The following is a 24,265-nucleotide window of genomic DNA, read 5'->3' on the forward strand; positions in this document are numbered from 1 at the left end:
GCATAGTTGCAGGGTTTAGAGTAGTTAGGTTTTAATTACAGCCCAGGCTCTGAATGACCACTTTGTTGTCGACAACTTCGTACGACGATTCGATGGCCAGGCAGATAAGCTGAATCTTTTCGAGAAAAGGTACACCATCCAGCTTCCCGGTAAATGTGCAGCGGCTAAGCAATGAGCGGTCGTAGTGAATGGGCATGTGGTAGCTCGCTTCAAGCTGGTCAAAAATTTCCGGAACGGCCGTGTAGCTGAAGACAAATGGTCGGGCGATAATAGCGGATGGGTTTTCATCCGACAAAAAATCTGCGCTCTTCACTCCTTTCCCCGCTGTAGACCCAAGTTTTAGTGCCTCGTTTACATTGAGCACTACCGCTTTGTCCGGCGCGTTAACCGGTGTGACGGTTACCTTACCCGTTTTTACTTTCACGTAGGCCGTTTTATCCTGATCGGAAGAATGCACCTGAAAGCTGGTCCCCAGCACTTTAGTCGTTAAACTGGCCGTGTAAACGATAAAGGGCTTGCCGGGGTCTTTAGTCACTTCAAAAAAACCATCGCCCTGTAAATATACCTCACGCAGTGCATGACTGGCCTGTTTACGAAACCGGAGCTGGCTATTGGTGGATAGTAATACCGACGATTTGTCGGGCAGGAGAACGACAAGGGCCTGCTCCGTCACATTCCGGACAGTCGTCCATTCCGCTTCGGGCGGGGTTTGTACTACCGGCTCATTTGTTTTGGTGAATGGAGCCAGGATAAGGTTGCCGGACTGCCACCAGACTACAAGACTAATGACCGCAGCAGCAGCAACCCAGCGGCCCCACTGCCAGTTGATGAACGGCTTTCGGACGATGTACGCATCGGGCAACCGATCCAGAATACTCGCTGTCCGGTCATTGACCTGCTGGTCAGACAGAGTGATTTTTTTCCCCTGAATCAGGAGGAAAGTAGCTACTGCCTGCTCGTATAACTCCCGCTTTTCAGGATTTTGAGCCAACCATCGATTCCATAGCTGCCGGTCTTTGGGCCGTCTTTCCGTTACCCACAACCGGAAAGCGGCATTGCCTATAAAATCTTCAACGGTTGTAGCGTTTTCGGGAAGCAGGTCCATTGGTACTATTCTACTATATTCAATGATAGTATGAAGATTAGGCCCGGCAATACCCTCGTTAAAGGAAAATAGTTTGACAAATAATGCAAATCGCGAAAAGAACAGGAGAAAGCCTGCTTTTCCGGAGTTTGGTAATTGCCTTCTGTAAAAAGTTAGACACCGACTGGCGGTTTACGTTCATAACCTCCGCTATCTCCGGAATGGATAAATCACTGTAATAACGCAGGTACAAAGCCTCCCGCTCGCGGGCGGGCAATGAATCCAGTTGGGCCTGCAAGGCATTGGTAAGCTGAGAGAGTGACTCCCGCTGGATGAGCAGGGTTTCGGAGTCGGTTTCTTCCGTAATTGATGTATCCCAGTCGAGTTCCTGAGTAGGCACCCTTTTTTGGGAGCGCAGGTACTGAAGAACATGGTGCCTCAGTGCCTTGAACAGGTAATGCTTTACGGAAACGGTAGCATTTATCTGGTCGCGATTCTGCCACAATTGCAAGAATAACTCCTGCAGACAGTCTTCCACAACGGCTTCATCGACCATAAATTTCAGGCCATAGTGCTTCAGCGCCCGGTAGTAGCGTTCTACCAGGTAGCCAAGTGCCTGCTTATCGCCCTCACGATATAATTGCCATAAAGTCTGGTCCTGGGTAGTCATGAGGTTTATGAATGTATGGGTCGATCAAAAAACGCAGGACACACTATTTACTAAGTCCTACGGGTCTATGCAGCCTGATGATTAGTAGTTGACCACGCCCCAAAAGGCTTTCTTGGGTTGGTAATTCTGGTCAAAAAGTAGGGGGTAATCCTTACGACCGGGGACGGGGAAATTATCCAGCCAGGTCGATTTATCCGATACGTTCCAGAATGTTACGCCCGTTACCGTTCCCTTATGCTTCCGGAATTGCTCAAACAGCATTTTGTACTGGGCAGCCTGTTTATCAGCCATCTCCGGGGTGAATTCGGACTTGTCCGTGTCTTTCCTCTGACGTCGCACGTGCTCCTTCGGATAAACGGACAGGTCGAGTTCGGTGATTTGTACGACCAGTCCAAGGCTGGCGAATCGATTGATAGATGCGTTTATTTCCTGAGCGGTTGGCTCATAAATGGACCAGTGCCCCTGTAAACCCACGCCGTTGATGGGCACCTTTTTCGCTTTCAGTTTCTGGAGTAGCCGGTAGATTTTATCCTGTTTGGCTGCGTTTTCGGTATTGTAATCGTTGTAAAACAGCATGGCATTCGGGTCGGCCGCGTGCGCGTACTCGAATGCTTTTTCGATGTATTCCTCCCCCAGAATCGAATAGAACTTAGACTGACGGTAGATGTCGGTTCCTGTGTCGGGTACCGCTTCGTTGACTACATCCCAGGCGTACACTTTGCCTTTATAGCGACTCACTACGTCGGTGATGTGCCGTTTGAGCCGCCCCAGAAGCACCTCCCGATTTACCTGCTTGCCCAATGAGTCAGTAAAAAACCACCCCGGCGTTTGATTATGCCAGCAAAGCGTGTGCCCCCGGACTTTGAGCCCATTTTTACCGGCAAAGTCAACGATGGCATCCGCATCCTGCCAGAAATAGGTATTCTCCTGCGGATGGATAGGCCCCATTTTCATCGCGTTTTCGGGCGTAACGCTACTGAATTGTCGAACAATCAGTTCTGCTTCCGGCCCCGTTAGGTTGCGGGGTGCTACGGCTACACCAACAGGAAAGTAATTTTTATAGGCTTCCCGTAAGGTTTTATCCGCTACAGCACCAGAGGGTTTGATTTGGGCACTAATCAGGATAAGGCTGCACAGAATGGCTGTCAGGCCAACGGTTTTTTGTATTGTTTTCATCGTGTTAAGCTATGTTTTCCGTCACTTTATAAATTTTCGTACTCATTATTTCCTGTAGCTCAGGCCGGGTCCGATGGTCGACGAAGTATAAACGCCTGTTCATTCCTGTCGTTAGCTATCAAAACCAGAAAAGGTCTTTCAGGTAGCTGCCCGATCATGACTTGAACAGGTACCTTATGCAATGGTGTCTTTTTGACACTATTACGGGGATAAAAAAAGAGCATTTTGCTTAACTATGCTCTGTAGTGATCACCTTATCGGAAGAAGCCTGCCTATCGCTTACTACGTAACGTCACTCGATTGCTCTATAAGAGAAACAACGTATCTCCATTACCCTGGTTTGCTGCTCTAATAGAGAATACAATTTTACAATGAAATAGTTATAATAACTAAACTTATTTTACCCGTTTCTGATTCTATTTTACCATTTCTATTTATTGCCTCAATGGCCGGACAAACAACTCCGCCAGGCTGGGACAGACACTGATCTAACACCCGGTTATCGGCCTCGATAAAGAGCCAGTGGGTCTAAGTCTGCTTATGAACGGCTGAAAATGGGTCAAACGACACTAAGTCATTTGACCCATTTGTACTATTCATGCACACCCCGTCTGGGATTCTATTTCGTTTTACACCTCAAAAGGAGTCCATTTCTCACTACTCTGGTGGCTTTTTATGACATTGTCAATGAAGGCCATACCCCGAATTCCTTCGTTCACCGAGGGGTAATCCAGTGCTTCTTCCGAAGGGGTAGTGCCGTCGATACGCGCTGCCAGTACCTGAGAAAAATTCCGGTATAAATTCCCGAATGCTTCCAGGTATCCTTCCGGATGCCCACCCGGTGTGCGGCTGCTTTGAATAGCGTAGGAGGACAGGTAGTTGCCGTAGCCCGTACCGGTCCGGTAAATCTGGGTCGGCTTACCCTGCCATTTTACGAGCAACGTATTCGGCTCCTGCTGCGCCCATTCGACGCCCCCTTTTTCGCCGTAAACCCGGATTTTTAGGGCGTTTTCTTCGCCAGCTGCTACCTGAGAGGCCATTAGTACCCCGGTTGCTCCCTGCTCAAATTTTAGTAGTACATTACCGTCATCGTCCAGGGCGCGGCCTTCCACCATAATCGACAGGTGGGCGCACAGGTCCGTAATTTTCAGGCCGGAAATGTACTCCGCCAGGTGAGCCGCGTGGGTACCGATATCGCCCATGCAGCCACTTTTGCCGGACTTTGTGGGGTCGGTACGCCAGGCAGCCTGTGCATTGCCCTCCCGTTCCGTGAGTTGACTGAGCCAGCCCTGCGGGTACTCTACCCATACTTTGCGAATCTTGCCCAGTTCACCAGCCTGAATCATCTGCCGCGCCTGCTTCACCATGGGATAACCCGAATAGGTATGCGTCAGCAGTAAGAGCAGGCCGGTTTCTTCCACCTTCTGCTTTAGTTGCCGGGCTTCATCGAGGGTGAAGGCGATTGGTTTTTCAATTACCACGTGAAAGCCTTTTTCCAGCGCGAGCATAGCCGGGGCGAAGTGAGCGAAGTTCGGCGTAACGATGGTCACGAAGTCCATGCGCTGCTCAGCCGGTAGTTGGCTCTCTTTCTCCAGCATGTCCTGATAAGTCAGGTAGCTGCGTTCGGCGGGTAAAAACAAAGACTGAGCACTGGCCATCGCAACGTCCGGGTTGATGCTGAGGGCACCACAAACCAGTTCTATGGTACTATCCAGGTTGGCGGCATGGCGGTGGATAGCGCCAATAAATGCATCTTTACCTCCGCCAATCATGCCCATTCGCAATTTTCTGTTCATTTGGTTTAGGGGTTTCGTCAACTTCCCGGCACTGGCTAACCAGAGCCCGTCATTGACCGGTTTATTACTTATTTTTTTCGTTGAATAACGGCCAGCGCTTTGGCCACAATCGAAGCCGCTGTCAGACCGTATTTTTCCATGAGTTGTTCGGGCGTACCGCTTTCTCCAAATGAATCATTGACGGCTACCATGTCCAGCGGGGCTGGATAATTCAGCGATAATACCTGCGCCACACTGTCGCCCAAACCACCATTCATCTGGTGCTCTTCGGCGGTTACGGCACAACCCGTTTTACGAACAGATTGTAGAATCGCTTCCTTATCCAGCGGTTTGATGGTGTGGATGTTGATAATTTCGGCTTCGATACCCTGCTCGGCCAGTAGTTTACCCGCTTCCAGCGCCTGCCAGACCAGATGGCCCGTGGCAAATATAGAAACGTCCGGCCCTTCATTCAGCACAATTGCTTTTCCAATCTCAAAAATCTGGTCGGCGGGGGTGAAGTTGGGCACCACGGGGCGACCAAATCGCAGGTAAACCGGTCCTTCGTAATCGGCGATGGCTATGGTAGCAGCCCTGGTCTGGTTAAAATCGCAGGGGTTAATAACGGTCATGCCCGGCAGGGATTTCATCATGCCGATGTCTTCCAGTATCTGGTGCGTAGCCCCGTCTTCGCCAAGGGTCAGCCCCGCGTGCGACACGCAGATTTTGACATTCTTGCCGGAGTAGGCCACCGCCTGCCGAATCTGGTCGTACACCCGGCTCGACCCAAAGTTGGCAAAAGTGGTGGCAAAGGGAATCAGACCGCTCAGAGTGAGGCCAGCCGCTACGCCAATCATGTTGGCTTCGGCAATGCCGCACTGGATGAACCGGTCGGGGTTTTCTTTAATGAACGTATCCAGCTTGAGCGAAGCCACCAGGTCGGCGCACAGCGCTACCACATCGGAATTGGTTCGGCCGAGTTCGGCCATGCCCGCGCCGAAGCCGGAGCGGGTATCTTTCTTTTCAGTAAATGTGTATGTTTTCATGGGGGAGCCTTAATAATCGCCGAGGGTTTCGTCCAGTTGAGCCAACGCAGCGGTCAACTGCTCGTTGTTAGGAGCCGTGCCGTGCCATTTGTGGGTGTGCATCATAAAATCAACGCCCTGCCCCATCTCCGTTTTCATGATAATGCAAACGGGAACGCCCTTCCCACCGGCTGCGTGAGCCTTGGCCAGTGTGGTTACTACGTCATCCAGGTCGTTGCCATCCATGTGCAATACCTTCCAGCCAAATGCTTCGTATTTAACGCCCAGGTCGCGGTTGTTCAGAACCACATCCGTAGGGCCATCGATTTGCTGACCGTTGAAGTCGATGACAGCAATCAGGTTATCCAGTTTCCGGTGGGGAATAAAGGCAGCGGCTTCCCATATCTGACCTTCCTGCTGTTCGCCATCGCCCATCAGGCAATACACCCGGTGTGAATCATTCCGAATTTTTTTGCCGTAAGCAGCGCCGGCCGCAGCCGAAAGTCCCTGCCCCAGCGACCCGGAAGCAATCCGGATACCGGGCAAATGCTCGGCCGTGGCCGGGTGACCCTGTAGCCGGGAATCCAGCTTACGGAACGTTGCCAGTTCGCTGACGGGGAAGTAGCCCCGGCGAGCCAGAACGGAATACAGCACCGGCGAGATGTGGCCGTTAGACAGGAAGAACATATCCTCCCCCGTGCCGCTCATATCGAACACCACCGAATCCGTCCCGTCTGTTTTCAGCTTCATCGTCTGAAAATAGAGGCTTACCAACAAATCCGTACAGCCAAGTGAGCCACCCGGATGCCCGGATGCCACACCATGTACCATCCGGACAATGTCCCGGCGTACCTGAGAAGCTACTTTTTTTAACTCGTCCGTTTTCATGCGTTTCCTTTTTGTAATCACTTGAGAATTTTGCCAGACCGGACTATCGGTCTGGCAAAATTGGGTTAAATGTATTGATTAATGATGCTTTCGAGCCATTCCTGTTTGCCACTACGCAGTTGCGGTTCACCGTTTTGGAAGGTATAGGTTCGCAGGTCTTCCAGCGATAGTTTCCCCTCTTCGAACGCTTTCCCCTGGCCCTTATCGAACGATGCGTAACGCTCGGTGCGAAACTTGAGGTAATCGGATTCTTTCAGTATCGTGTCGGCTACGATGAACGCGCGGGCAAAAGCATCCATGCCGCTGATGTGGGCCACAAACAGGTCTTCCAGGTCCGTTGAGTTCCGGCGTACTTTCGCATCGAAATTGATACCACCGGGTTTGATACCCCCGGCCTGATGAATCACCAGAGTTGCTTCGATGAGTTCGTACAGGTTGATGGGGAACTGGTCCGTATCCCAGCCGTTCTGATTGTCGCCCCGGTTAGCATCAATACTGCCCAGCATACCGGCATCAGCCGCCACCTGTAGTTCATGATCGAAGGTATGACCGGCCAGTGTGGCGTGGTTAACTTCTATGTTTAGCTGGAAATCTTTATCCAGCCCGTACTGCCGCAGAAAACCAATTACCGTGGCCGCGTCGTAATCGTACTGGTGTTTAGTGGGCTCCATGGGCTTTGGTTCGATGAAGAACGTGCCGGTGAAGCCCTGCTTACGGGCGTAGTCGCGGGCCATGGTTAGAAACCGGGCCAGGTGCTCCACTTCGCGCTGCATATTGGTGTTGAGCAGTGACATATAGCCTTCCCGGCCACCCCAGAAAACGTAGTTCTCGCCACCCAGCGCAATGGTTGCATCGATGGCGTTTTTAACCTGCGTACCGGCGTAGGCCAGCACCGAAAAATCGGGATTAGTTGATGCGCCGTTCATGTAGCGCGGATTTGAAAACACGTTGGCTGTGCCCCACAGCAGTTTTACTCCGCTTTCTTTCTGTTTCTGCTGGCCATAGTCAACAATGGCCTGTAGCCGCTTTTCGTAATCGCCAGCCGACGGGCCTTCGTCTACCAGGTCGATGTCGTGAAAACAGTAGTACGGCGCCCCCATTTTGGTGATAAATTCGAAGGCTGCATCCATCTTCAATCGGGCACGAACGTTGGCGTCATTATCCTGGTCCCAGGCAAAATCGCGGGTGCCGGGTCCGAAGGGGTCACCACCGGTTCCGCAGAAGGTATGCCAGTAGCTGATAGAAAAGCGGAGTTGTTCCCGCAGGGTTCTGCCACCTACTACCAGTTCGGGGTTGTACCATTTGAACGCTAACGGATTTTTAGATTTAGGGCCTTCGTACCCAATAGCGCCAATACCCTTGAAGTATTCCTGGTCGCCTAACGTGATTGCTGACATGAACTGACTTGTTTTTATGCGTTGGTTAATTGTACGTGTGATTGCCACTGGTCGAAGGCTTCGGCGTGAGTGGCCTGTGTCGTAAGTTTCGGTTTAGCGGTATCCTACGGGTAATGAATAATTGATGTAAAAGTGACACTTATTTTATTCAATGTCAATATGACACTTATCTTTTTTTAGAAATTTCCGTATCCTTTAGTCAGGATTAAAGCGGTATGCAACACGATGGGTTGGCTACGAGGCTAAAGGCCAAGTTCTGAATTGGGGATGAAGTTCAGGAAAGAGTTGGTTATTGCCTGGTATTTGCACCTGTCAACCTGATAATAATAAGCGCCCCGGCGGGAGAAGCCCTTCTGCTTCTCATCCAGTTTGATGAGCAGATCGGTGGAGAGAATCTTGCGGCTAAAATTCCGTTTGTCGAATTCAGTATTGTAAATAGCGTCGTACAGTTTCTTGAGCTGGGGGATGGTGAATTTGTCGGGAAGCAGTTCAAGGCCGATTGGGTGCTGGGCGGCTTTGTAGCGCAGGCGTTTTATAGCCAGCTCAACCATATCCCCGTGGTCGAATAACAGCGTGGGCAAATCGTAGATTGAAAACCAGCGGGCCTGAAACTCTCCCGAAATTTTCGTTTCGTAATCGGCGATCCGGACGAGGGAGAAATAAGCAACCGATATGGTTCGGACGATGGGGTCGCGGTGGGGATCCCCAAAGGTGTACAACTGCTCCAGATACACGTTGGTCAGGCGCGTCAGGTCAAACAGAATTCGGGCTGCCGCCTGTTCCAGCCCTTCGTCGGGCCGCAGCCATCCCCCCATCAGCGACCAGGTTCTTTCTTCTACCCCCCGTTTTACGAGCAGAACTTTTAACATCTCGCCATCGAAACCGAATATGATTGAATCTAAGGCCAGTAAATAAGGTTGCTGCTGTGTATATTGATCTAACATTCGGTGGTACTTGTTACGCCAGATATTGCCCACGAAGGTAATCAATAGATTTTTTCGCTGACATATTCCCATCTCTTTCTCTAGTTTGGCATACCAACACCTTGGCCAGAATTGACTACCCGCTCGTAACCTTTATGTTAGGTGTTTGCGGCCTGGGTCAAATCCCTTTTTTTAGCGATGATTTCCGGATAACGAGGTCAGACCGGATAATAATGGTACTTATATCATTAAGAGTCGAAAGGCCCCGCAGGTGATTGGTTAAATGACGGGCTGCCACTTCACCCATTTCTGTGCCAGGGTAGTTTATCGTTGTGAGTTGAGGCTCGATAATTTTTCCAATGGTGTCATTGTTAAACCCTACAATGGCAATATCATCCGGAATATTGAGACCATACTCTTTTAGGGTTTTCATGCAAACCGCAGCTGAAAAGTCATTGGTGAAGAAGGCCCCGTCTGGCATGGGGGTCATTTTCAGTATTTGTAAAGCCGCTTCATTACCGCTCTGTTCGCTCAAATCTTTGATGAGAACGTACTTGCTGTTGAAGGGTATTCCATTGGCAGAAAGGGCATCTTTATAGCCTTTATGGCGTCGCTCATACACATTTCGCTGCAAGTTGGCGGTCACTAATACAATTCGTTCACACCCCTGATCGATCAGATGCTGGGTAGCCTGATAACCACCACTGTAATTATCAATGATAACTTTTGTACTGGCTGATTTTTCTTCAACCCGGTCGATGTATACCACAGGGATACCCTTTTCCTCAAATTGTTTGAAATGATCCAGGCCTTTCGTCTCCAAGGATAACGACGCAATCAGACCGTCTACCCGTTTGTGAAAAAGGTTGAGCGCATTGGCGGCTTCTTTCTCGAAGCTTTCCGATGAGTGCGCAATTAGGATGTCGTATCCGGTTTTGTAGGTAACCCGTTCAATGCCAGCCAGGACGGACGTAATAAAACTGCTATTCAACTCATGCACGATGACTCCAATCGTGTTCGTTTTTTGTTTGCGCAGGCTGCTCGCAAATGTATTGTGCCGGTACCCCAGTTCGCGGGCTGCTTCGTGAATACGCTCCCGTGTTTTTAAATTTATGGTCGGGTTGTCTTGTAAGCCACGGCTAACGGTTGATGAGGAAAGTTGTAGTTTTTGGGCAATATCGTATATGGTAATTTCCTTTCTGGTTTCCATGGTAATTGGAATGGTAGTATGTAAACCCGGGTGAAAAGTAGAATGCTGATGATGCTACTTATTCCCCGATGCATTTGCGCGACCCGATAGTAAGCACTGGTTTAGTCGTAACCCCTGCGAGTTGACCGCTGTTACCAACAGCAGTTGATTATTTTTTCTCCGCAGCAGCGCCGACGACCGGGCATCACCTTGAATTATCAGGCCACTGGCTACCGGGTTGAGCGACTTGAACTGCCCCCTGCCATTGCCCAGCAGCACTGTGCCCACAGAAGCATCTTCCCGACCCATGTTTACTTCATTAGGGTAAAAATTCCCCGTGAGCACGGCGTCCAGATGCCCGTCGTGGTTGACGTCATGCACCACAATGCCGAACACCGGTGCTACCTGGGCCGGTAGGGGCAGGGCGTGGAGAACAAAGTTTCCATTCCCCTGATTTTCGATGTACGCACTCTTCAGGTAGGTGGCCTGCGTCTGGTACGCACCTTTGCGCTCATCAGCCGAGAGGAGTTCGTCGAACGTAACGGCCGCGTACTCGTCAAATCGCTTATACTTCCGCCGAAACTGGATAACCTGCTGGTTTAGGGCATCGCGCGGGAGGGCCGGGTAGCAGATGCCACTGATGTAGTAGCCCATAAGCGGGTCTATCGTGCCGTCACTATTGAAATCCTTGGCAACAATCCTGACGGGTTCATCGGCCGAAGCATGGTACAGGGTATTCAGCCCTTCGTTACCAGCCATATAGTCCATATCGCCATCGTGGTCAAAATCGCCCTGCGCCAGGCAGTTCCACCACCCTGCCGAATTCAGAACCTGCAAGGGCGATGCGGCTGTATTGAATGTTCCTTTCTGGTTTTTGTAGATGGTCAACGGCATCCACTCCCCGGCCAGCAGTAAATCGTCCCAGCCGTCGTTGTCGTAATCGGACCAGAGTGCCGAGCAAACCATACCCACCTGCATCAGTGATGGGCAGCGTTGTTGGGTTACATCGGTAAAGTGAATGCCCTTTAGTGATGTGTCATTCTGAAGGAGGTAGCTACGGGCAGGTAGGGGATACTGGCCGGGAATCTGGCGGCCACCGACAAATAAATCCAGGTCGCCGTCGTGGTCGAAATCGCCCGCAACCACGCATGAACCACTGCCTGATAAGTCGGGTAGCGTTCCGGCAGAGGCTTCCATAAAATTACCCTGGCCATCGTTCAGGTAAAGCTGGTCCTGGTAAAAAGCCTTGTCGGTAACGGGTCGTTCGTTTCCGCCGTATACCACGTACAGGTCCAGGTCCTTGTCACCATCAGCATCAAAAAATAAGGCATTGGTTGCTTCCCGGCTTCCCTGCGTCGGGAATGCTTTCTTTGTTAATCTACCCGCAGCATTCTGCCAGAATAAAGCGGCTTCGCTGCCCCGGTACGAACCACCCACAAAACAGTCGTCCAGCCCATCGCCATTCACGTCGCCAACGGCCAGCGCAAAACCCGACCGCGAGCGCATTTTGTGCATGGCCGCCGTCTGTTTAAAATCTACATAATCCGACTCACGGTGTGTGAAGTTGATTGGATATTTCTCCGTTACATCGGCGAAAAGCGGTTGGGCCACCAGTGCCGGATTAAGCTTGTCTATTTTCTGTGCCTGTTTGTAGGCGAGTGTGAGGACCGTATCGACCGGTACGGCACGTCGGATTTCCACCCACCCCCCCGGCCACTGAATCCGCAGCGAGTCAACCGCGCGGGCTTTCCCCAACCCAAAATGCAACACCGGTTCTATGGAAGACAGATAGCCCCGCACCACGTTCAGTTCACAATACTGAATTTGCCCCCCCGACCAGACCGTTACGTTGGCCCCGATACCCTGCCGGTTGGCCGAATCGCCCTGTAGTTGAATGGTCAGGTAATGCTGTGCCGGATGCTGCTCCCGGCTATTGTTCCGGTAAATGAGAGCCTCCGCATCAACGTTGTTCACCACTAGATCCAGGTCGCCGTCGTGGTCGAAATCAGCGTAGGCGGCTCCGTTGGCGAACGACTTTGTGTTAAGTCCCCAGGCTTTAGAAACATCGGAGAAGGAACCACCGCCCACGTTCCGAAAGGCATAGTGCTCAAGCGGGATCTCGGGCACTTTTTCTAGTAAATCGAGTCGTTTCTGCGTGTTGTATTCGGTGGTGCCAAAGCCGGAAAAATCCTCGCTGAAATTGATGAAATCCCGGTCGGTGACATTTTTACGGTAGCCATTGGTGATGTACATGTCCTTCCAGCCATCGTTGTCGAAATCGGCCAGCAAGGGTGCCCAGCTCCAGTCGGTTTGCGCCACACCCGCCAGCAGCCCAATTTCGCTAAACAGCGGTACGTTCATTCCGCCCGGATTGCCCCTGTTTAGTTGAAGCGAGTTGCGCATGTACTGCATCTGGTTGCCGTATTGGGGCGACACGCTCATCTCCTTGCGGTCGTAGTCCTGACCGGCCAGCATCATTTTGAGCCGGTTGTTCTCCTTCGGCAGCATGTCTACCTGCATCAGGTCGGGCAGGGCGTCGTTATTGACATCAGCCGCATCAACGCCCATACCATACATACTGGTGTGGGCCATGGCCCGTTTGATTACGTTGGTGAAGTTCCCCTTCTCATCATTCAGGTAAAGAATATCACTGCTGGTGAAGTCATTGGAGCAGTAAATGTCCGGGTAGCCATCGTTGTTGATATCACTGATAACCAGGCCAAGCCCTAACCCGTCGTAGGTGATGCCCGCTTCGGCTGATACATCGCTGAACACCGGATGCCCCGCCGGGCCAGTACCGTTGTTTCGGTACAGTTTGCCCGTGCTGGGGTGCGTGCCGTTCGACACGACTGGCCGAACGTGGGACGGGTTCTGAAAATCGGGGGCCGTATTGAGCAGAAATACGTCGAGGTCGCCGTCGAGGTCGTAATCAAAAAAAGCAGACTGTGTGGTAAAGGCCGGGTCGGCCAGCCCGTAGGCTTTCGCCATTTCCCTGAATACGGGTTTCCCAGCCCGAAGGCCCTGATTCACGAACAGCAGGTTTTCAGTTTGTTTCAGGGCTGAGTGGCTGGCTACGGAGATGTAGATATCGAGCCAGCCGTCCTGATTGATATCGGTCATGACTACGCCCGAACACCAGCGGTCCGTAGTTAGTCCGGCCGCTTCCGTAATGTCATTGAAGACGAATGCGTTGTTTTCCTGGCTACCCTCATTCAGATACAGCCGACAACTGACCTGGTTACCGGTAAAAAATACGTCCGCAAACCCGTCGTTATTGACATCCCCCACGGCTACGCCCCCGCCGTTGTAGAAATTGGTGAAGGTAAACCCATTCAGTTTCTCGCCGGGGGTCAGATTGTTGGCGAACGTTACGTGGGTCTGGCTACCGGGAAGTTGCTCGAACAGGGTAGGAGTAGAGGGATGACAGGCCCCTAACAGGCTACTCATCAGAGCAATACAGCGTACTATTGTCCAGTCAGTATTTATCATCACCCGTAAACGCATTATGCTATAATTGACAATGACACCGGGTATCCCGGTGTCATTGGTCAGTAAATCTAACGTATGTAAAACGATTAATAGCCGGGGTTCTGTCCTTTCACGCCAATAGACGGATTATTATCGATTTCCTGCTGAGGAATAGGCAACAGCTCGGTTTTTCCTTTCACAAAATAGGCAAGAGGCTCCGTTTTTAGTTTGCCCAGCTTCCGCCACCGCAGAAGGTCGTGGTTCCGGATTTCTTCGCCACTAAACTCAACCCGACGCTCGTGAACAATGGCGGCAAATACCTGGTCTTTATTCGACACGGGGTAGTTGGCGGTTGGGTACAAGGGCATGGCTACGCTGGCGCGGGCACGGGTCATGTTCAGGTACGTAACGGCACTGGCCAGATTTCCCAGTTCGTTTTCGCACTCGGCCATAGCCAGCAGAGTTTCGGCATACCGCATGATGCGCTGATTGATTCCACCGGTCAGGAACCCGCCGGGGTCAATTCGGTACATCAGGCTATATTTCCGCCAGCTCACTTTCTGCTCTACACCATCTACGATGGACGTGTTACCAGCCTGCGCTGCGGCAGTGAGTACGGTTTTACCGCTGTTGAAAAGGTCGCCCGTTGAATAGAACGATTTGGTATACCGGGGGTCGAGTTTTGCATCGCCCTTGCTGGGCCGCTCAAATTCGTTGAGCAGACTGTTGGATGGAATGAGGTTGCGCCATCCGATTGCCGAATACTCCTGCGTCCGAACGGTTTCTTCGCCGGCTGCTGCGCCATCGGCATCGCCGTTCCAGTTGAATGAGCCACCCGATGGCAGAAAATTGATCTCCCAGATTGACTCTTTGTTGAACTCGGCTTCCTCCGTGAAATTGTCGAAAAATTCGCCCATTAACTGGTACGTACCGGACGTTATCAGTTTCTGCAATTCGGTTTTAGCATTCGCATAATCACCCTGCTGCATATACACGCGGGCCAATAGCATAGTAGCCGCTCCCTTTGTTGCCCGGCCCTGGTTGGACGCATCGTAGGTAGCGGGTAACGCATTCTGAGCCGCCTTAAGATCGGCAATAACAAATGCATATACATCGGCTTCCGGTGAACGAGCAAGCGAACCATCCAGCGATGTTACGTAACTTTTATAGAGCGGAACCCCACCCCACATGCTAACCAGGTCGAAATAAGACCAGGCCCGCAGAAACTTTGCTTCACCCACTGCCTGAGTAGAGACCGCTGCTGACAAGGCGGTTGCCGTAGCAGCCTTGTCAATAACCACATTGGCCCGGTGAATGACCCGATAGTTTCCCTGCCAGACGGAACTTACCAATGCATTACTGGCATCGTACGTACCTATTAGCAACTGGTTGCGTGGAACTTCGAGCCCCGCACCGCCCGGCGCCATATCGTCGGAGCGCAGGTCTTGGGTAAACCACCACTCCCGTGCTATCAGATTTGTTGATTGAAGCGCTGCGTACACGCCATTTATCGCACTCCTGATCTGAACATCATTCTGAAAATAGCTGTCGGTGGTAACAGCATTCGGATTAAGCTGATTTAAGCCTTCCTCTTTACACCCAACTGTTGCGCCCAATATCAGCGCGCTAACCAGCAGATAAGATTTATTCATGAAACTATGATTTTAGGGTGTTGAAAAATCGATTAGAAAGTAAGCTGAAGACCAGCCAAAACTGTCCGGGATTGTGGAAAGTTAGCGTAGTCGATACCATTCCGCAGCAACGTACCATTCCGGGAACCGACTTCGGGATCGTAGCCGGTGTACTTGGTCAGGGTCAGCAGGTTCTGGCTTGATACGTACACCCGGACTTTGCTAACAACATTATTAGTCAAACTGCCGAGTGTTTTAACCGGGATTGAGTAACCAATAGTCAGGTTCTTGATGCGCATGTACGAACCATCTTCGAGAAAACGGTCTGACGTACGGCTGTTATTGTTGGGGTCACCACTAATCGACCGCGGAACGTCGGTATTCGAATTGGTAGGCGTCCAGGCATTTAGCACGGCCGGTCCTGCATTGAACAGCCGCAGCTGGCCCTGCGTAACAACTTTGGTACCGTTATAAATCTTATTACCCTGTACTCCCTGCAGGTACAGCGTAAAGTCGAAATTTTTATACGTGCCGGAAAGATTGGCGCCGTAGTTGAACTTCGGTATGTAACTGCCCAGGTAGGTTCGGTCATTGGCGTCGATCTTACCATCGCCGTTGAGGTCTTTGAACCGGATATCACCGGGGGCTGCATTGGCCAGATAAGGCGTTTTGTCGTTACCATCAATAGCATTGGCAGCGTTAATTTCTGCCTGACTCTGAAAAATGCCATCGACCTGGTAGCCGTAAAACGATTGAACGGGTTGCCCAACTTCGGTTTTTGTTATGTCGTAACCACCGTAATCAGCGTCCTGACCAGCATAGATGGAGGCCGTTGGTGTCGCCAGGCTTAGTACCCGGTTGCGGGTAATACCGACGTTAGCCGATGCGTTTCCGCGGAAATCACCCTTAGCGAAGTTGTATCCTGCCTGGAATTCATAGCCCCAGTTTTTCATGCTGCCAATGTTGGCCACCGGCGCGTTGCTATACCCAATGGAGTTCGGAATTGGCACGGCCAGAATCAAACCATTTGTGTTCCGATTGTATACTTCAGCCGAGAAGGTGATACGGTTATTAAACAAGCCGCCATCTATTCCCAGGTTGACCATGTCGGTCGTTTCCCATTTCAGGTCTGTATTTCCCAGCCCATTGAAATACGAACCCAGGCTATTGGCTGAGCCGAAGGGATAAGCCGTTGCATCGGCATTTACCAGCGACTGCCAGGCATAGTTACCAATGCCATTAAAGCCGGTTTTGCCATAGCTGGCTCGTAATTTCAGTTCAGAAAATTGGGGCAATCCTTTCATGAATCCTTCCTGATTAATGCGCCAGCCGACCGATGCGGATGGGAAGTTACCCCACTTGTTACCGGGAGCAAACAACGAAGAACCGTCGCGTCGAATGGAGGCACTAAGCAGGTACTTACCGGCATATTCGTAGTTGATACGGCCTACATACGAAATTAATTCCGTCACAAAGCGAGCACTGTTTACCGATGGATTGCTTACGCCCTGAATCACGTTCAGGTCATTGTTTGGCCGGGTGCCGGAACCGTTCAAATTGGTAAATGTTGACTTTTGGTTTTCGGCCACTGCCAGCACATTAAACTCGTGCTTACCAAATGTCTTATCGAATGTAAGCTGGTTGGTAAATATCTGCGAGATATTGGTGCTGCGGTTATCGGTAATAGTAGCCGACGTGCGGCCGCTATACCCATCATTATAAATCGGCAAAAATCCGGTTGTTGTTCCGAAGCCCAGATCAGCTCCGTAGTTGAAGCGGTAGCGGAGATTGCTGGTCAGCTTCACTTCGGCATATACGGTTGCAAACGCTTTCAGGAACTTGTTTCTGGTGATATCCAATGCGGGAGCGCGGAGCGGATTTTCAGGGTCGGTTCCATCCAGCGCGGTTGGCGCGCTAAAGCCGCCCATTTTCGTTGGGTCTGTTGCCGGAAAGTAAGGCACCATCCGCAGGGCGTTCATCAACTGGGAACGGTTCCCCGTGGTTTCAGGGCGCTGGTTGCTGTAAGATGCGGTCAGTGTCTGGCCAATCGTCAGGAACTTGGCTACCTGGTGATCCGAATTAAGTCGCAGCGACCCCCGCTCGAAGCTGGTACCCTGCTGAATACCCTGTTGGTTGAAATAGTTTCCGGAGGCAAAGAACCGGGAAACAGTATTACCGCCCGAAAGCGATAGCTGCTGCTGCTGAATAGGCGCATTGCGGAACAGCTCGTTTTGCCAGTTGGTTTCTGTCTGGGCAAACGTTTGGGTAGCACCAGGATAGATAGGCGTGTTCAGGTTGCCTAGACGACTTGGCAGCGGAAAACCAGCGTTCGATGTCAGTGCCGTGGCATACTGAACGTACTGATCGCGGTTAAGCACGTCGATCTTTTTCCAGGCACTTTGCGTACCCACGTACGAGTCGATGGTAATCCGCACCCGGTTATCCCGGCTTCCTTTTTTGGTGGTAATGAGCACGACGCCATTAGCTGCCCGTGAACCATAAATAGCGGCTGAACTGGCATCCTTCAACACCTCCAACGACTCGATGTCATTGGTATTAAAGCTGTTGAGGTCACCAGTTGGTACACCGTCAATCACGTATAATGGGCCAGACCCGTAGTTGATTGAACCAACACCCCGGATTTGTACGGTTGGTGCCGTACCAGGCCCACCGTTATTGACAACCGATACGCCGGGAACCCGTCCCTGAAGGGCAGCTGATACGTTCGGTACAGGTAAGGCCGTAAGTTCTTTGGTCGTTACCGTCGATACGGCACCCGTGAGTGATGAACGTTTCTGGGTACCATACCCTACCACCACGACCTCGTCCAGGGAGCCCGCATCGGCTTCCAGCGATACGTTGATGGTGCTTTGATTACCTACCGTAACCTCTTTTCTCTTATAGCCGATGAAACTATATACCAATACGGCATTACCGTTAGGTACATCAATCCGGTACGCACCCCGACTGTCGCTGGTGGTACCGCGCGTTGTGCCTTTGATCTGGATATTGACACCCACCAGCGCGCTACCTGTTTCATCAAGTACGGTACCAGTTACGGATTGGTCGGCGGGTGCTTTTGCCCATAGGGTAGTCGTTAACAGAATACACACCAGTAGCTGGCAACACAATGGATGCAGAATTTTAGGTAAAAAGGATTTTAACTGTAGTTGATTTGACATAAATGTAGGGTTTAAAGAGTTGGTTGTCAGGTTATTTGTTTATACAGGGCAATGGGTTCTCCCCTCCATTTCTGGATTTCTTTTTCTGCGGGTGAATGGGAGGCAATAGTGTATAGATGGTAAGAGTAATACTACTACTTCATTTGCGAAAGTGAGGCTGAATCAGGCATAAGCTAATTGATGGCATTTGGTGGAAGGAATTGACGAAACAAAAAGGTGAAATATGTTTCAACTAGTCTGTTTGTAAGCATTAGTACCGATTTGGAATCGATGAGGCCTTGTATCGGGCGTCATCGACAAGCAACTGATGCTTTGCTCTTATCATTTTCATGAGTAATGCAGCTTATAACCAGATGAAGGTTCGATACCTTGAAAACAGGATAGTTACTATCGTTTAGCTGTAGATGAATACTATTTATTCTTTGAAGAATTTAATACTGGGACAAATTAACAGTATGAGTTCCATAGTTGCAATCGGTTGCAATTATTTTTTTTGTAATTAATCTAAGTTGTATGTTACAAGTTTGTTTTGAGTGAGTAGGCCAACAAAAACAGTACGATCTTGCTCAAAAATCCAGCTTCAGTCACTGCATGAATCGTCTTAGGGTAGGCCTTAGCTAGATAAAACTGACAGCCATAAAAATACAAAGGAGGTATTTGAGAATGCTCTGAGCTGAGATTAACTCAAAGTATTCAAAAATATGAGATTATGGGTTATTAAATAGTATTAACTGGCCCCTGTCTGCCCGTCCTCAGTTATGCCAGTGATCTGGCATAGTGACAGCTTATTTGCCTGTAATGAAATGGAGTTACTGGCTATTCATACCCTACACATCCCTGTTCTCACAACTCAAACGTAATGCCCTGCGCCAGGGGCATGGTAGTGCCGTAATTGATGGTATTGGTTTGTCGGCGCATGTAGGCTTTCCAGGCGTCGGAGCCGGATTCGCGACCACCGCCCGTTTCTTTTTCGCCCCCAAAGGCCCCGCCTATTTCGGCGCCCGACGTGCCGATATTCACGTTGGCAATGCCACAGTCCGACCCGGCCACCGACAGGAATTGCTCGGCTTCGCGGAGGTTCAGGGTGAAAATAGCGGAAGATAGACCTTGTGGCACGCCGTTCTGTTGCTGAATTGCATCCTCCAGTGTGGTGTACTTAAGCAGGTATAGAATGGGCGCGAAGGTTTCGCGCTGCACAATGGGCCAGTTGTTCTCCGCTTCGGCAATGCAGGGTTTTACGTAGCAGCCGGATTCAAACCCAAGTCCGTCAACAACGCCTGGTTCCATCACAAAACGGCCACCTGCCTCCTTAATTTCCTGAATGGCTGCCTTGTAGCCCTGTACAGCCACCTTGTCAATGAGGGGGCCAACATGAAACGATTCGTCTAACGGGTTTCCTATACGCAGCTGGCTATAGGCGTTTTTGAGCCGATTTTTCACATCATCGTAAATGCTCTCCTGTACTATAATCCGGCGGGTGCTGGTACACCGCTGTCCGGCTGTGCCGACTGCTCCGAACACAATAGCCGGAATCGCCAGATTGAGGTCGGCGTGTTCGGATACAATGATGGCGTTATTGCCGCCCAGTTCGAGCAGGCTCTTGCCTAGGCGTCCGGCTACGGCTTCGGCCACGGCTTTGCCCATGCGGGTGCTGCCCGTAGCCGATAGCAATGCAATGCGCGGGTCGCGGGCCAGCCATTCACCCGTGGTTCGTCCACCGGTGATCACGCACGATACGCCTTCCGGCACATTGTTGTTCCGGAGCACCTCCCCGATAATTTGCTGACAGGCCAGTGCCGTGAGGGGCGTTTTTTCGGAAGGTTTCCAGATGCACACATCACCACACACCCAGGCCAGCATGGCATTCCAGGACCAGACAGCCACCGGAAAGTTAAACGCTGATATAATGCCGACTACGCCTAATGGATGCCATTGTTCGAGCATCCGGTGCGCGGGGCGTTCGGAGTGCATGGACAAGCCATATAACTGACGCGACTGGCCTACGGCAAAGTCGCAGATATCAATTATTTCCTGCACTTCGCCCAGCCCTTCCTGCAATGATTTGCCCATTTCGTAGCTAACCAGCGTACCCAGTTCGCGTTTGTAGTGCCGGAACTGTTCGCCCATCTGTCGTACTATTTCGCCCCGGCGGGGTGCCGGAACCTGCCGCCATTCGGCAAAAGCGGCCTGTGCCGTTTCCACAACCCGGTCGTAATCGGCGCGGGTCGTTTCGGTTACGCGGGCAATCAGTTGACCATCGGCGGGGGAATAAGAGTCGATGGTTTTGGCCGCGTCGGCGTGCCAGAATTGCTGCCCGGTGCTGGTGCCAGGCTTGAGCGGTTGCGTCGGTAAGGGCAGGATGGATTGCATAAACCTGGTTTTTGGTTTGTTGAGACGGAGGCAAATCTACCGGGCTTTGCGTAAACATATGCATCGGTCAACAAACTTTTTGGGTAAACAACGGTTAGGAAATAATACTCAGATAAGGTTATAATAAACGACAACGTTATGAAAATCAACCCAATTTATGGCCTGCTCGCGCTGGGAATTGCGCTGATCACTACGCCGGGGATGGCACAGACAACGCCCACCGGAACGGTTTCCCGGACCACCCGGCCCCAGGGCGCTGTGGCACCCGATTCCGGGGCTGCCAACGAATCGACACGTAAGCAAAAACGATCCATGAAACGGAACCGGAAAGCCCAGCGGGCTAATGCTCAGGACACACCCGCCAACACGTCGGTACAGAACGCCCGTTACCGGGAGAGTTCGGCCAGTGATGGCACAGCGGTCAATAACAGTAACGTAACGAATTATAACAGCAACAACGTGATGAATGCGCCTACGGGCGTAGGTAGTAACCCGAACACGGATAAGGCGCTGCAATCTCAGACGGAATCAACCGGCTCAAAATCAACAACGGGCACGACCAATTCCGGAGCGGGCACCATTGAGGCTATTAAGGGAGCAAAAACGACCGAAGAGCCTGCTGTAAAATCGGGCAGCACCGTTCGGAATACGAGTATTGGCGACTTTGTGGCTTCGTCACCTAACTACATTACGCTCCAAAACGCCCTTCAGTCGTCAGATTTGTCCGATGTATTGAAAGGAACCGGCCCTTATACCATGTTTGCACCTACTAATGATGCGTTCAAAAAACTGCCTACTGCCGTGCAGGGTGGTTTGCTGGATGGTAGTAATCGGGATGCCCTGAAGCAATTACTATCCGGACATGTGGTAAGCGGGTTAATGAATTCGGATGACTTAGCGCAGAAGATAAAAGCAGGTGACGGCAAGGCGCAGCTCAAAACGCTGTCGGGTAGTACCCTTACTGCTCAACTCGGTTCAAATGGCCGTATTCAGCTAACAGATGAACACGGCGGTGTAGTCCATGTGGCCGACAAAGGAAGTCGCCAGCAGAATGGGGTTGTTTACGAAATTGATGCCGTTCTGCTGACGAAAGAAGGAGCGGCTGCTTTCAGGTAAAAGAAACACAGTGCGATCGTATAGGGCAGAGAGTTATTTTGCTGCTAACGATTCAGCAGTCTTTTTTTATGCCGTAAACCGGGCCAGCTATCGTTAATGGCTGGCCCGGTTTACGGCCACAAGCCGACTACAATGCTGATTTATACAGCTTATTGGCCCGTATAAATTCCTACTTTTTTAAATTCTCTCTATATTTGACCACCTTAACCTTCACTGCGTGAAACGCCAATCCTCTTTAGTATCAGAAAGCGTTCTGATCGAAAAGCTTATCCAGCGCGATCAGCAGGCGTTCCAATGGCTTTATGATCAATACTCACCCGCTCTGTATGGCGTCGTGTTACGCATCGTGCGTGACGACGATCAGGCGGCTGACCTCCTGCAGGACATCTTCATCAAAATTTGGAAAAACCTGGATGCCTACGACGCTACTAAAGGCCGTTTGTTTACCTGGATGCTGAACGTTGCCCGTAACACAGCCATCGATTCACTAAGAGCCCGTAAAACACAACCCTACGCCGAAATCCGAACAGACGCTGACACCGTACATATTGTCGATCAGGAACACAACACGGAGCAACCCAAACCCGAGCATATCGGTCTTAAGGATGTAGTAAACCAACTAAGACCTGAACGTAAAGAACTTATTGACCTGGTTTACTTTGGGGGATATACCCACGAAGAGGCTGCCGAAAAACTTAATCTGCCCCTTGGAACAGTGAAAACCCGGGTGCGGGCCGCGTTGCAGGAACTGAAGCAGTTGTTTCGATAACAACTGTACTTGAACAATCTGAATATGAACGTTACTGAGTATATAGCGTCGGGAATACTGGAGTCTTACGTCATGGGGGCGGTAAGCGACCAGGAACGGCGCGAGGTCGAGTGCCTTTCGTCTATTTATCCAGAGGTAGGGCGGGAACTTGACCAACTGTCAGAGGCCATTGAACAGTATGCCATGCTGCATAGTGTTGAGCCGCCGGCCTCCATTAAGGCTAAACTGCTTCAGCAGCTTAGCTTTAGCAACCATGAAGAAGAGGACGACGAACAGGAGAGTGATGCCATTGTTCGGCCAATGCCGGTGGATATGTCTTCGTCCCACGCCCACCGGACTACCTGGATTGTAGCAGCCTGTATGGGACTTGCTATGTTGCTCTTCTCGTTTTTTCTGATCTCGAAACTGCGCACCAATCAGAATGCACTGGCCTCCGTTCGCAGTAGAAACGATAGCCTGAAAACAGTAGCCAGCCAATTACAGGCAGATCAGGCACAGTCCGAGCAGGTTGTTGCCCTGTTAAGTCAGCCAGCGTTGAAGAGGATCGAACTAAAAGGCAATAAGCAGGCTCCGGAAGGTGATCTGTTTGTTTTCTGGAATGCTGATACGAAGCAGGTTGCGGTCACTGTCAAGTCATTACCGGTCCTGCCTACTGATAAACAGTATCAGCTTTGGGCACTGGTTGATGGTAAGCCAGTTGATGCAGGGGTATTTGACGCAGGTAGTACTAATTCGGCTACGCAGCCCCTGAATCGCTCGATTGCCCGGGCTGATGCCTTTGCGGTAACCGTTGAGAAACGGGGTGGTAGTCCGGCGCCAACTATGTCTACGCTGTTGGCCATATCGCCGGTGAAGGCCTGAACGAGCTATGCTTCTTTTTTGTTATTTAGTCAGCACAGCCTCCATATATGGCCTGTGCTGACATTTTTTTATGTGGTTAAACACCCTCAGTGTTTTAGGCCGATAGCTCAACGAACGATTATTAACTTTCACCAACAAACGTATGAAATACATCCTTTTTATTACCCTGCCCGTTTTGATACTCGTCAGTCTTGCATTTACGTATGCACGGTATGACGATAAACCCAAAAGCAGCTCAGACGACGACCAGCCCCGCAAAGTTGTTAAAACCGAAGCGGAATGGAAGAAGCTGTTGACATCCGATCAATACGCTATTTTGCGCGATCATGGTACTGAACGGGCTTTCTCGAGCCCGCTGAATGACATCCACCAAAAAGGTACGTTCTACTGTGCGGGTTGTCATAATCCACTGTTTTCGGCCGATACTAAATTTGATTCTGGAACCGGCTGGCCAAGCTTTTACACGCCCATTGCCAAGAATGCAGTGAGCGAAAAAAAGGACAGAGCGTACGGAATGGTCCGTACCGAAATACTATGTAGTGTATGCAGCGGTCATCTGGGTCACGTTTTTGAGGATGGTCCTAAACCAACAGGACTCCGGTACTGTATGAATGGTGCAGCTATGACATTTGAAAAGAAATAAACTAACACAAAACGGCGTCAGAGCCGTTATATAGAAGCCGGACCGCCTGTAGCAGTCCGGCTTTTGTACGTCACATCGGCTGAAAATTAGTATCTTTG

17 protein-coding genes are annotated in these 24,265 nt (G+C 50.9%); 4 read left to right on the forward strand and 13 right to left on the reverse strand.

What is annotated here, in order from left to right; translation table 11 throughout:
- Window positions 1-31: 31 nt before the first annotated feature.
- The 13 genes from B156_RS0107980 to amaB form a co-directional block, all read right to left on the reverse strand.
- Window positions 32-1,105, reverse strand: a complete 1,074-nt coding sequence (locus B156_RS0107980) for a FecR family protein (RefSeq protein ID WP_018619157.1) — start codon at window positions 1,103-1,105, stop codon at window positions 32-34.
- A 58-nt stretch (window positions 1,106-1,163) separates the two neighbouring features.
- A complete protein-coding gene (locus B156_RS0107985) occupies window positions 1,164-1,754 on the reverse strand; it encodes an RNA polymerase sigma factor (RefSeq protein WP_018619158.1) in 591 nt (196 codons plus the stop codon).
- A gap of 81 nt (window positions 1,755-1,835) precedes the next feature.
- Window positions 1,836-2,930 (reverse strand): endo-1,4-beta-xylanase, encoded by a 1,095-nt coding sequence (locus B156_RS0107990; protein WP_018619159.1) that lies wholly within the window; start codon window positions 2,928-2,930, stop codon window positions 1,836-1,838.
- Window positions 2,931-3,559: 629 nt separating this feature from the next.
- Entirely contained in the window at window positions 3,560-4,708 is a 1,149-nt protein-coding gene (locus B156_RS0107995) for a Gfo/Idh/MocA family protein (RefSeq protein ID WP_018619160.1), read from the reverse strand.
- 86 nt (window positions 4,709-4,794) lie between these two features.
- A complete protein-coding gene (locus B156_RS0108000) occupies window positions 4,795-5,751 on the reverse strand; it encodes a transketolase family protein (RefSeq protein ID WP_018619161.1) in 957 nt (318 codons plus the stop codon).
- A 9-nt stretch (window positions 5,752-5,760) separates the two neighbouring features.
- Window positions 5,761-6,618, reverse strand: coding sequence for a transketolase (locus B156_RS0108005; RefSeq protein WP_018619162.1), 858 nt, complete (start codon window positions 6,616-6,618; stop codon window positions 5,761-5,763).
- 65 nt (window positions 6,619-6,683) lie between these two features.
- A complete protein-coding gene (xylA, locus tag B156_RS0108010; RefSeq protein WP_018619163.1) occupies window positions 6,684-8,015 on the reverse strand; it encodes a xylose isomerase in 1,332 nt (443 codons plus the stop codon).
- 242 nt (window positions 8,016-8,257) lie between these two features.
- Complete coding sequence (locus tag B156_RS0108015) at window positions 8,258-8,959, reverse strand: NUDIX hydrolase (RefSeq protein ID WP_018619164.1); 702 nt, start codon at window positions 8,957-8,959, stop codon at window positions 8,258-8,260.
- Window positions 8,960-9,116: 157 nt separating this feature from the next.
- Window positions 9,117-10,148 (reverse strand): LacI family DNA-binding transcriptional regulator, encoded by a 1,032-nt coding sequence (locus B156_RS0108020; RefSeq protein ID WP_018619165.1) that lies wholly within the window; start codon window positions 10,146-10,148, stop codon window positions 9,117-9,119.
- A 54-nt stretch (window positions 10,149-10,202) separates the two neighbouring features.
- A complete protein-coding gene (locus B156_RS0108025; protein ID WP_018619166.1) occupies window positions 10,203-13,574 on the reverse strand; it encodes a VCBS repeat-containing protein in 3,372 nt (1,123 codons plus the stop codon).
- A gap of 128 nt (window positions 13,575-13,702) precedes the next feature.
- On the reverse strand, window positions 13,703-15,247 hold the full coding sequence (locus tag B156_RS0108030; protein ID WP_018619167.1) for a RagB/SusD family nutrient uptake outer membrane protein: 1,545 nt from the start codon (window positions 15,245-15,247) through the stop codon (window positions 13,703-13,705).
- A gap of 32 nt (window positions 15,248-15,279) precedes the next feature.
- Window positions 15,280-18,408, reverse strand: a complete 3,129-nt coding sequence (locus tag B156_RS0108035) for a SusC/RagA family TonB-linked outer membrane protein (protein WP_018619168.1) — start codon at window positions 18,406-18,408, stop codon at window positions 15,280-15,282.
- 843 nt (window positions 18,409-19,251) lie between these two features.
- Entirely contained in the window at window positions 19,252-20,778 is a 1,527-nt protein-coding gene (amaB, locus tag B156_RS0108040; protein WP_018619169.1) for an L-piperidine-6-carboxylate dehydrogenase, read from the reverse strand.
- 138 nt (window positions 20,779-20,916) lie between these two features.
- Here amaB and B156_RS30220 point away from each other — a divergent pair, with 138 nt between their 5' ends.
- From B156_RS30220 to msrB, 4 genes are all read left to right on the forward strand, one after another.
- Window positions 20,917-21,894 (forward strand): fasciclin domain-containing protein, encoded by a 978-nt coding sequence (locus B156_RS30220; protein ID WP_018619170.1) that lies wholly within the window; start codon window positions 20,917-20,919, stop codon window positions 21,892-21,894.
- A gap of 217 nt (window positions 21,895-22,111) precedes the next feature.
- Entirely contained in the window at window positions 22,112-22,663 is a 552-nt protein-coding gene (locus B156_RS0108050; RefSeq protein WP_018619171.1) for an RNA polymerase sigma factor, read from the forward strand.
- A gap of 24 nt (window positions 22,664-22,687) precedes the next feature.
- A complete protein-coding gene (locus tag B156_RS0108055; RefSeq protein WP_018619172.1) occupies window positions 22,688-23,524 on the forward strand; it encodes an anti-sigma factor in 837 nt (278 codons plus the stop codon).
- A 142-nt stretch (window positions 23,525-23,666) separates the two neighbouring features.
- Window positions 23,667-24,167, forward strand: a complete 501-nt coding sequence (gene msrB, locus B156_RS0108060) for a peptide-methionine (R)-S-oxide reductase MsrB (RefSeq protein ID WP_018619173.1) — start codon at window positions 23,667-23,669, stop codon at window positions 24,165-24,167.
- Window positions 24,168-24,265: the final 98 nt, after the last annotated feature.

It is taken from the genome of Spirosoma luteum DSM 19990 (assembly GCF_000374065.1).
Lineage (GTDB): Bacteria > Bacteroidota > Bacteroidia > Cytophagales > Spirosomataceae > Spirosoma > Spirosoma luteum.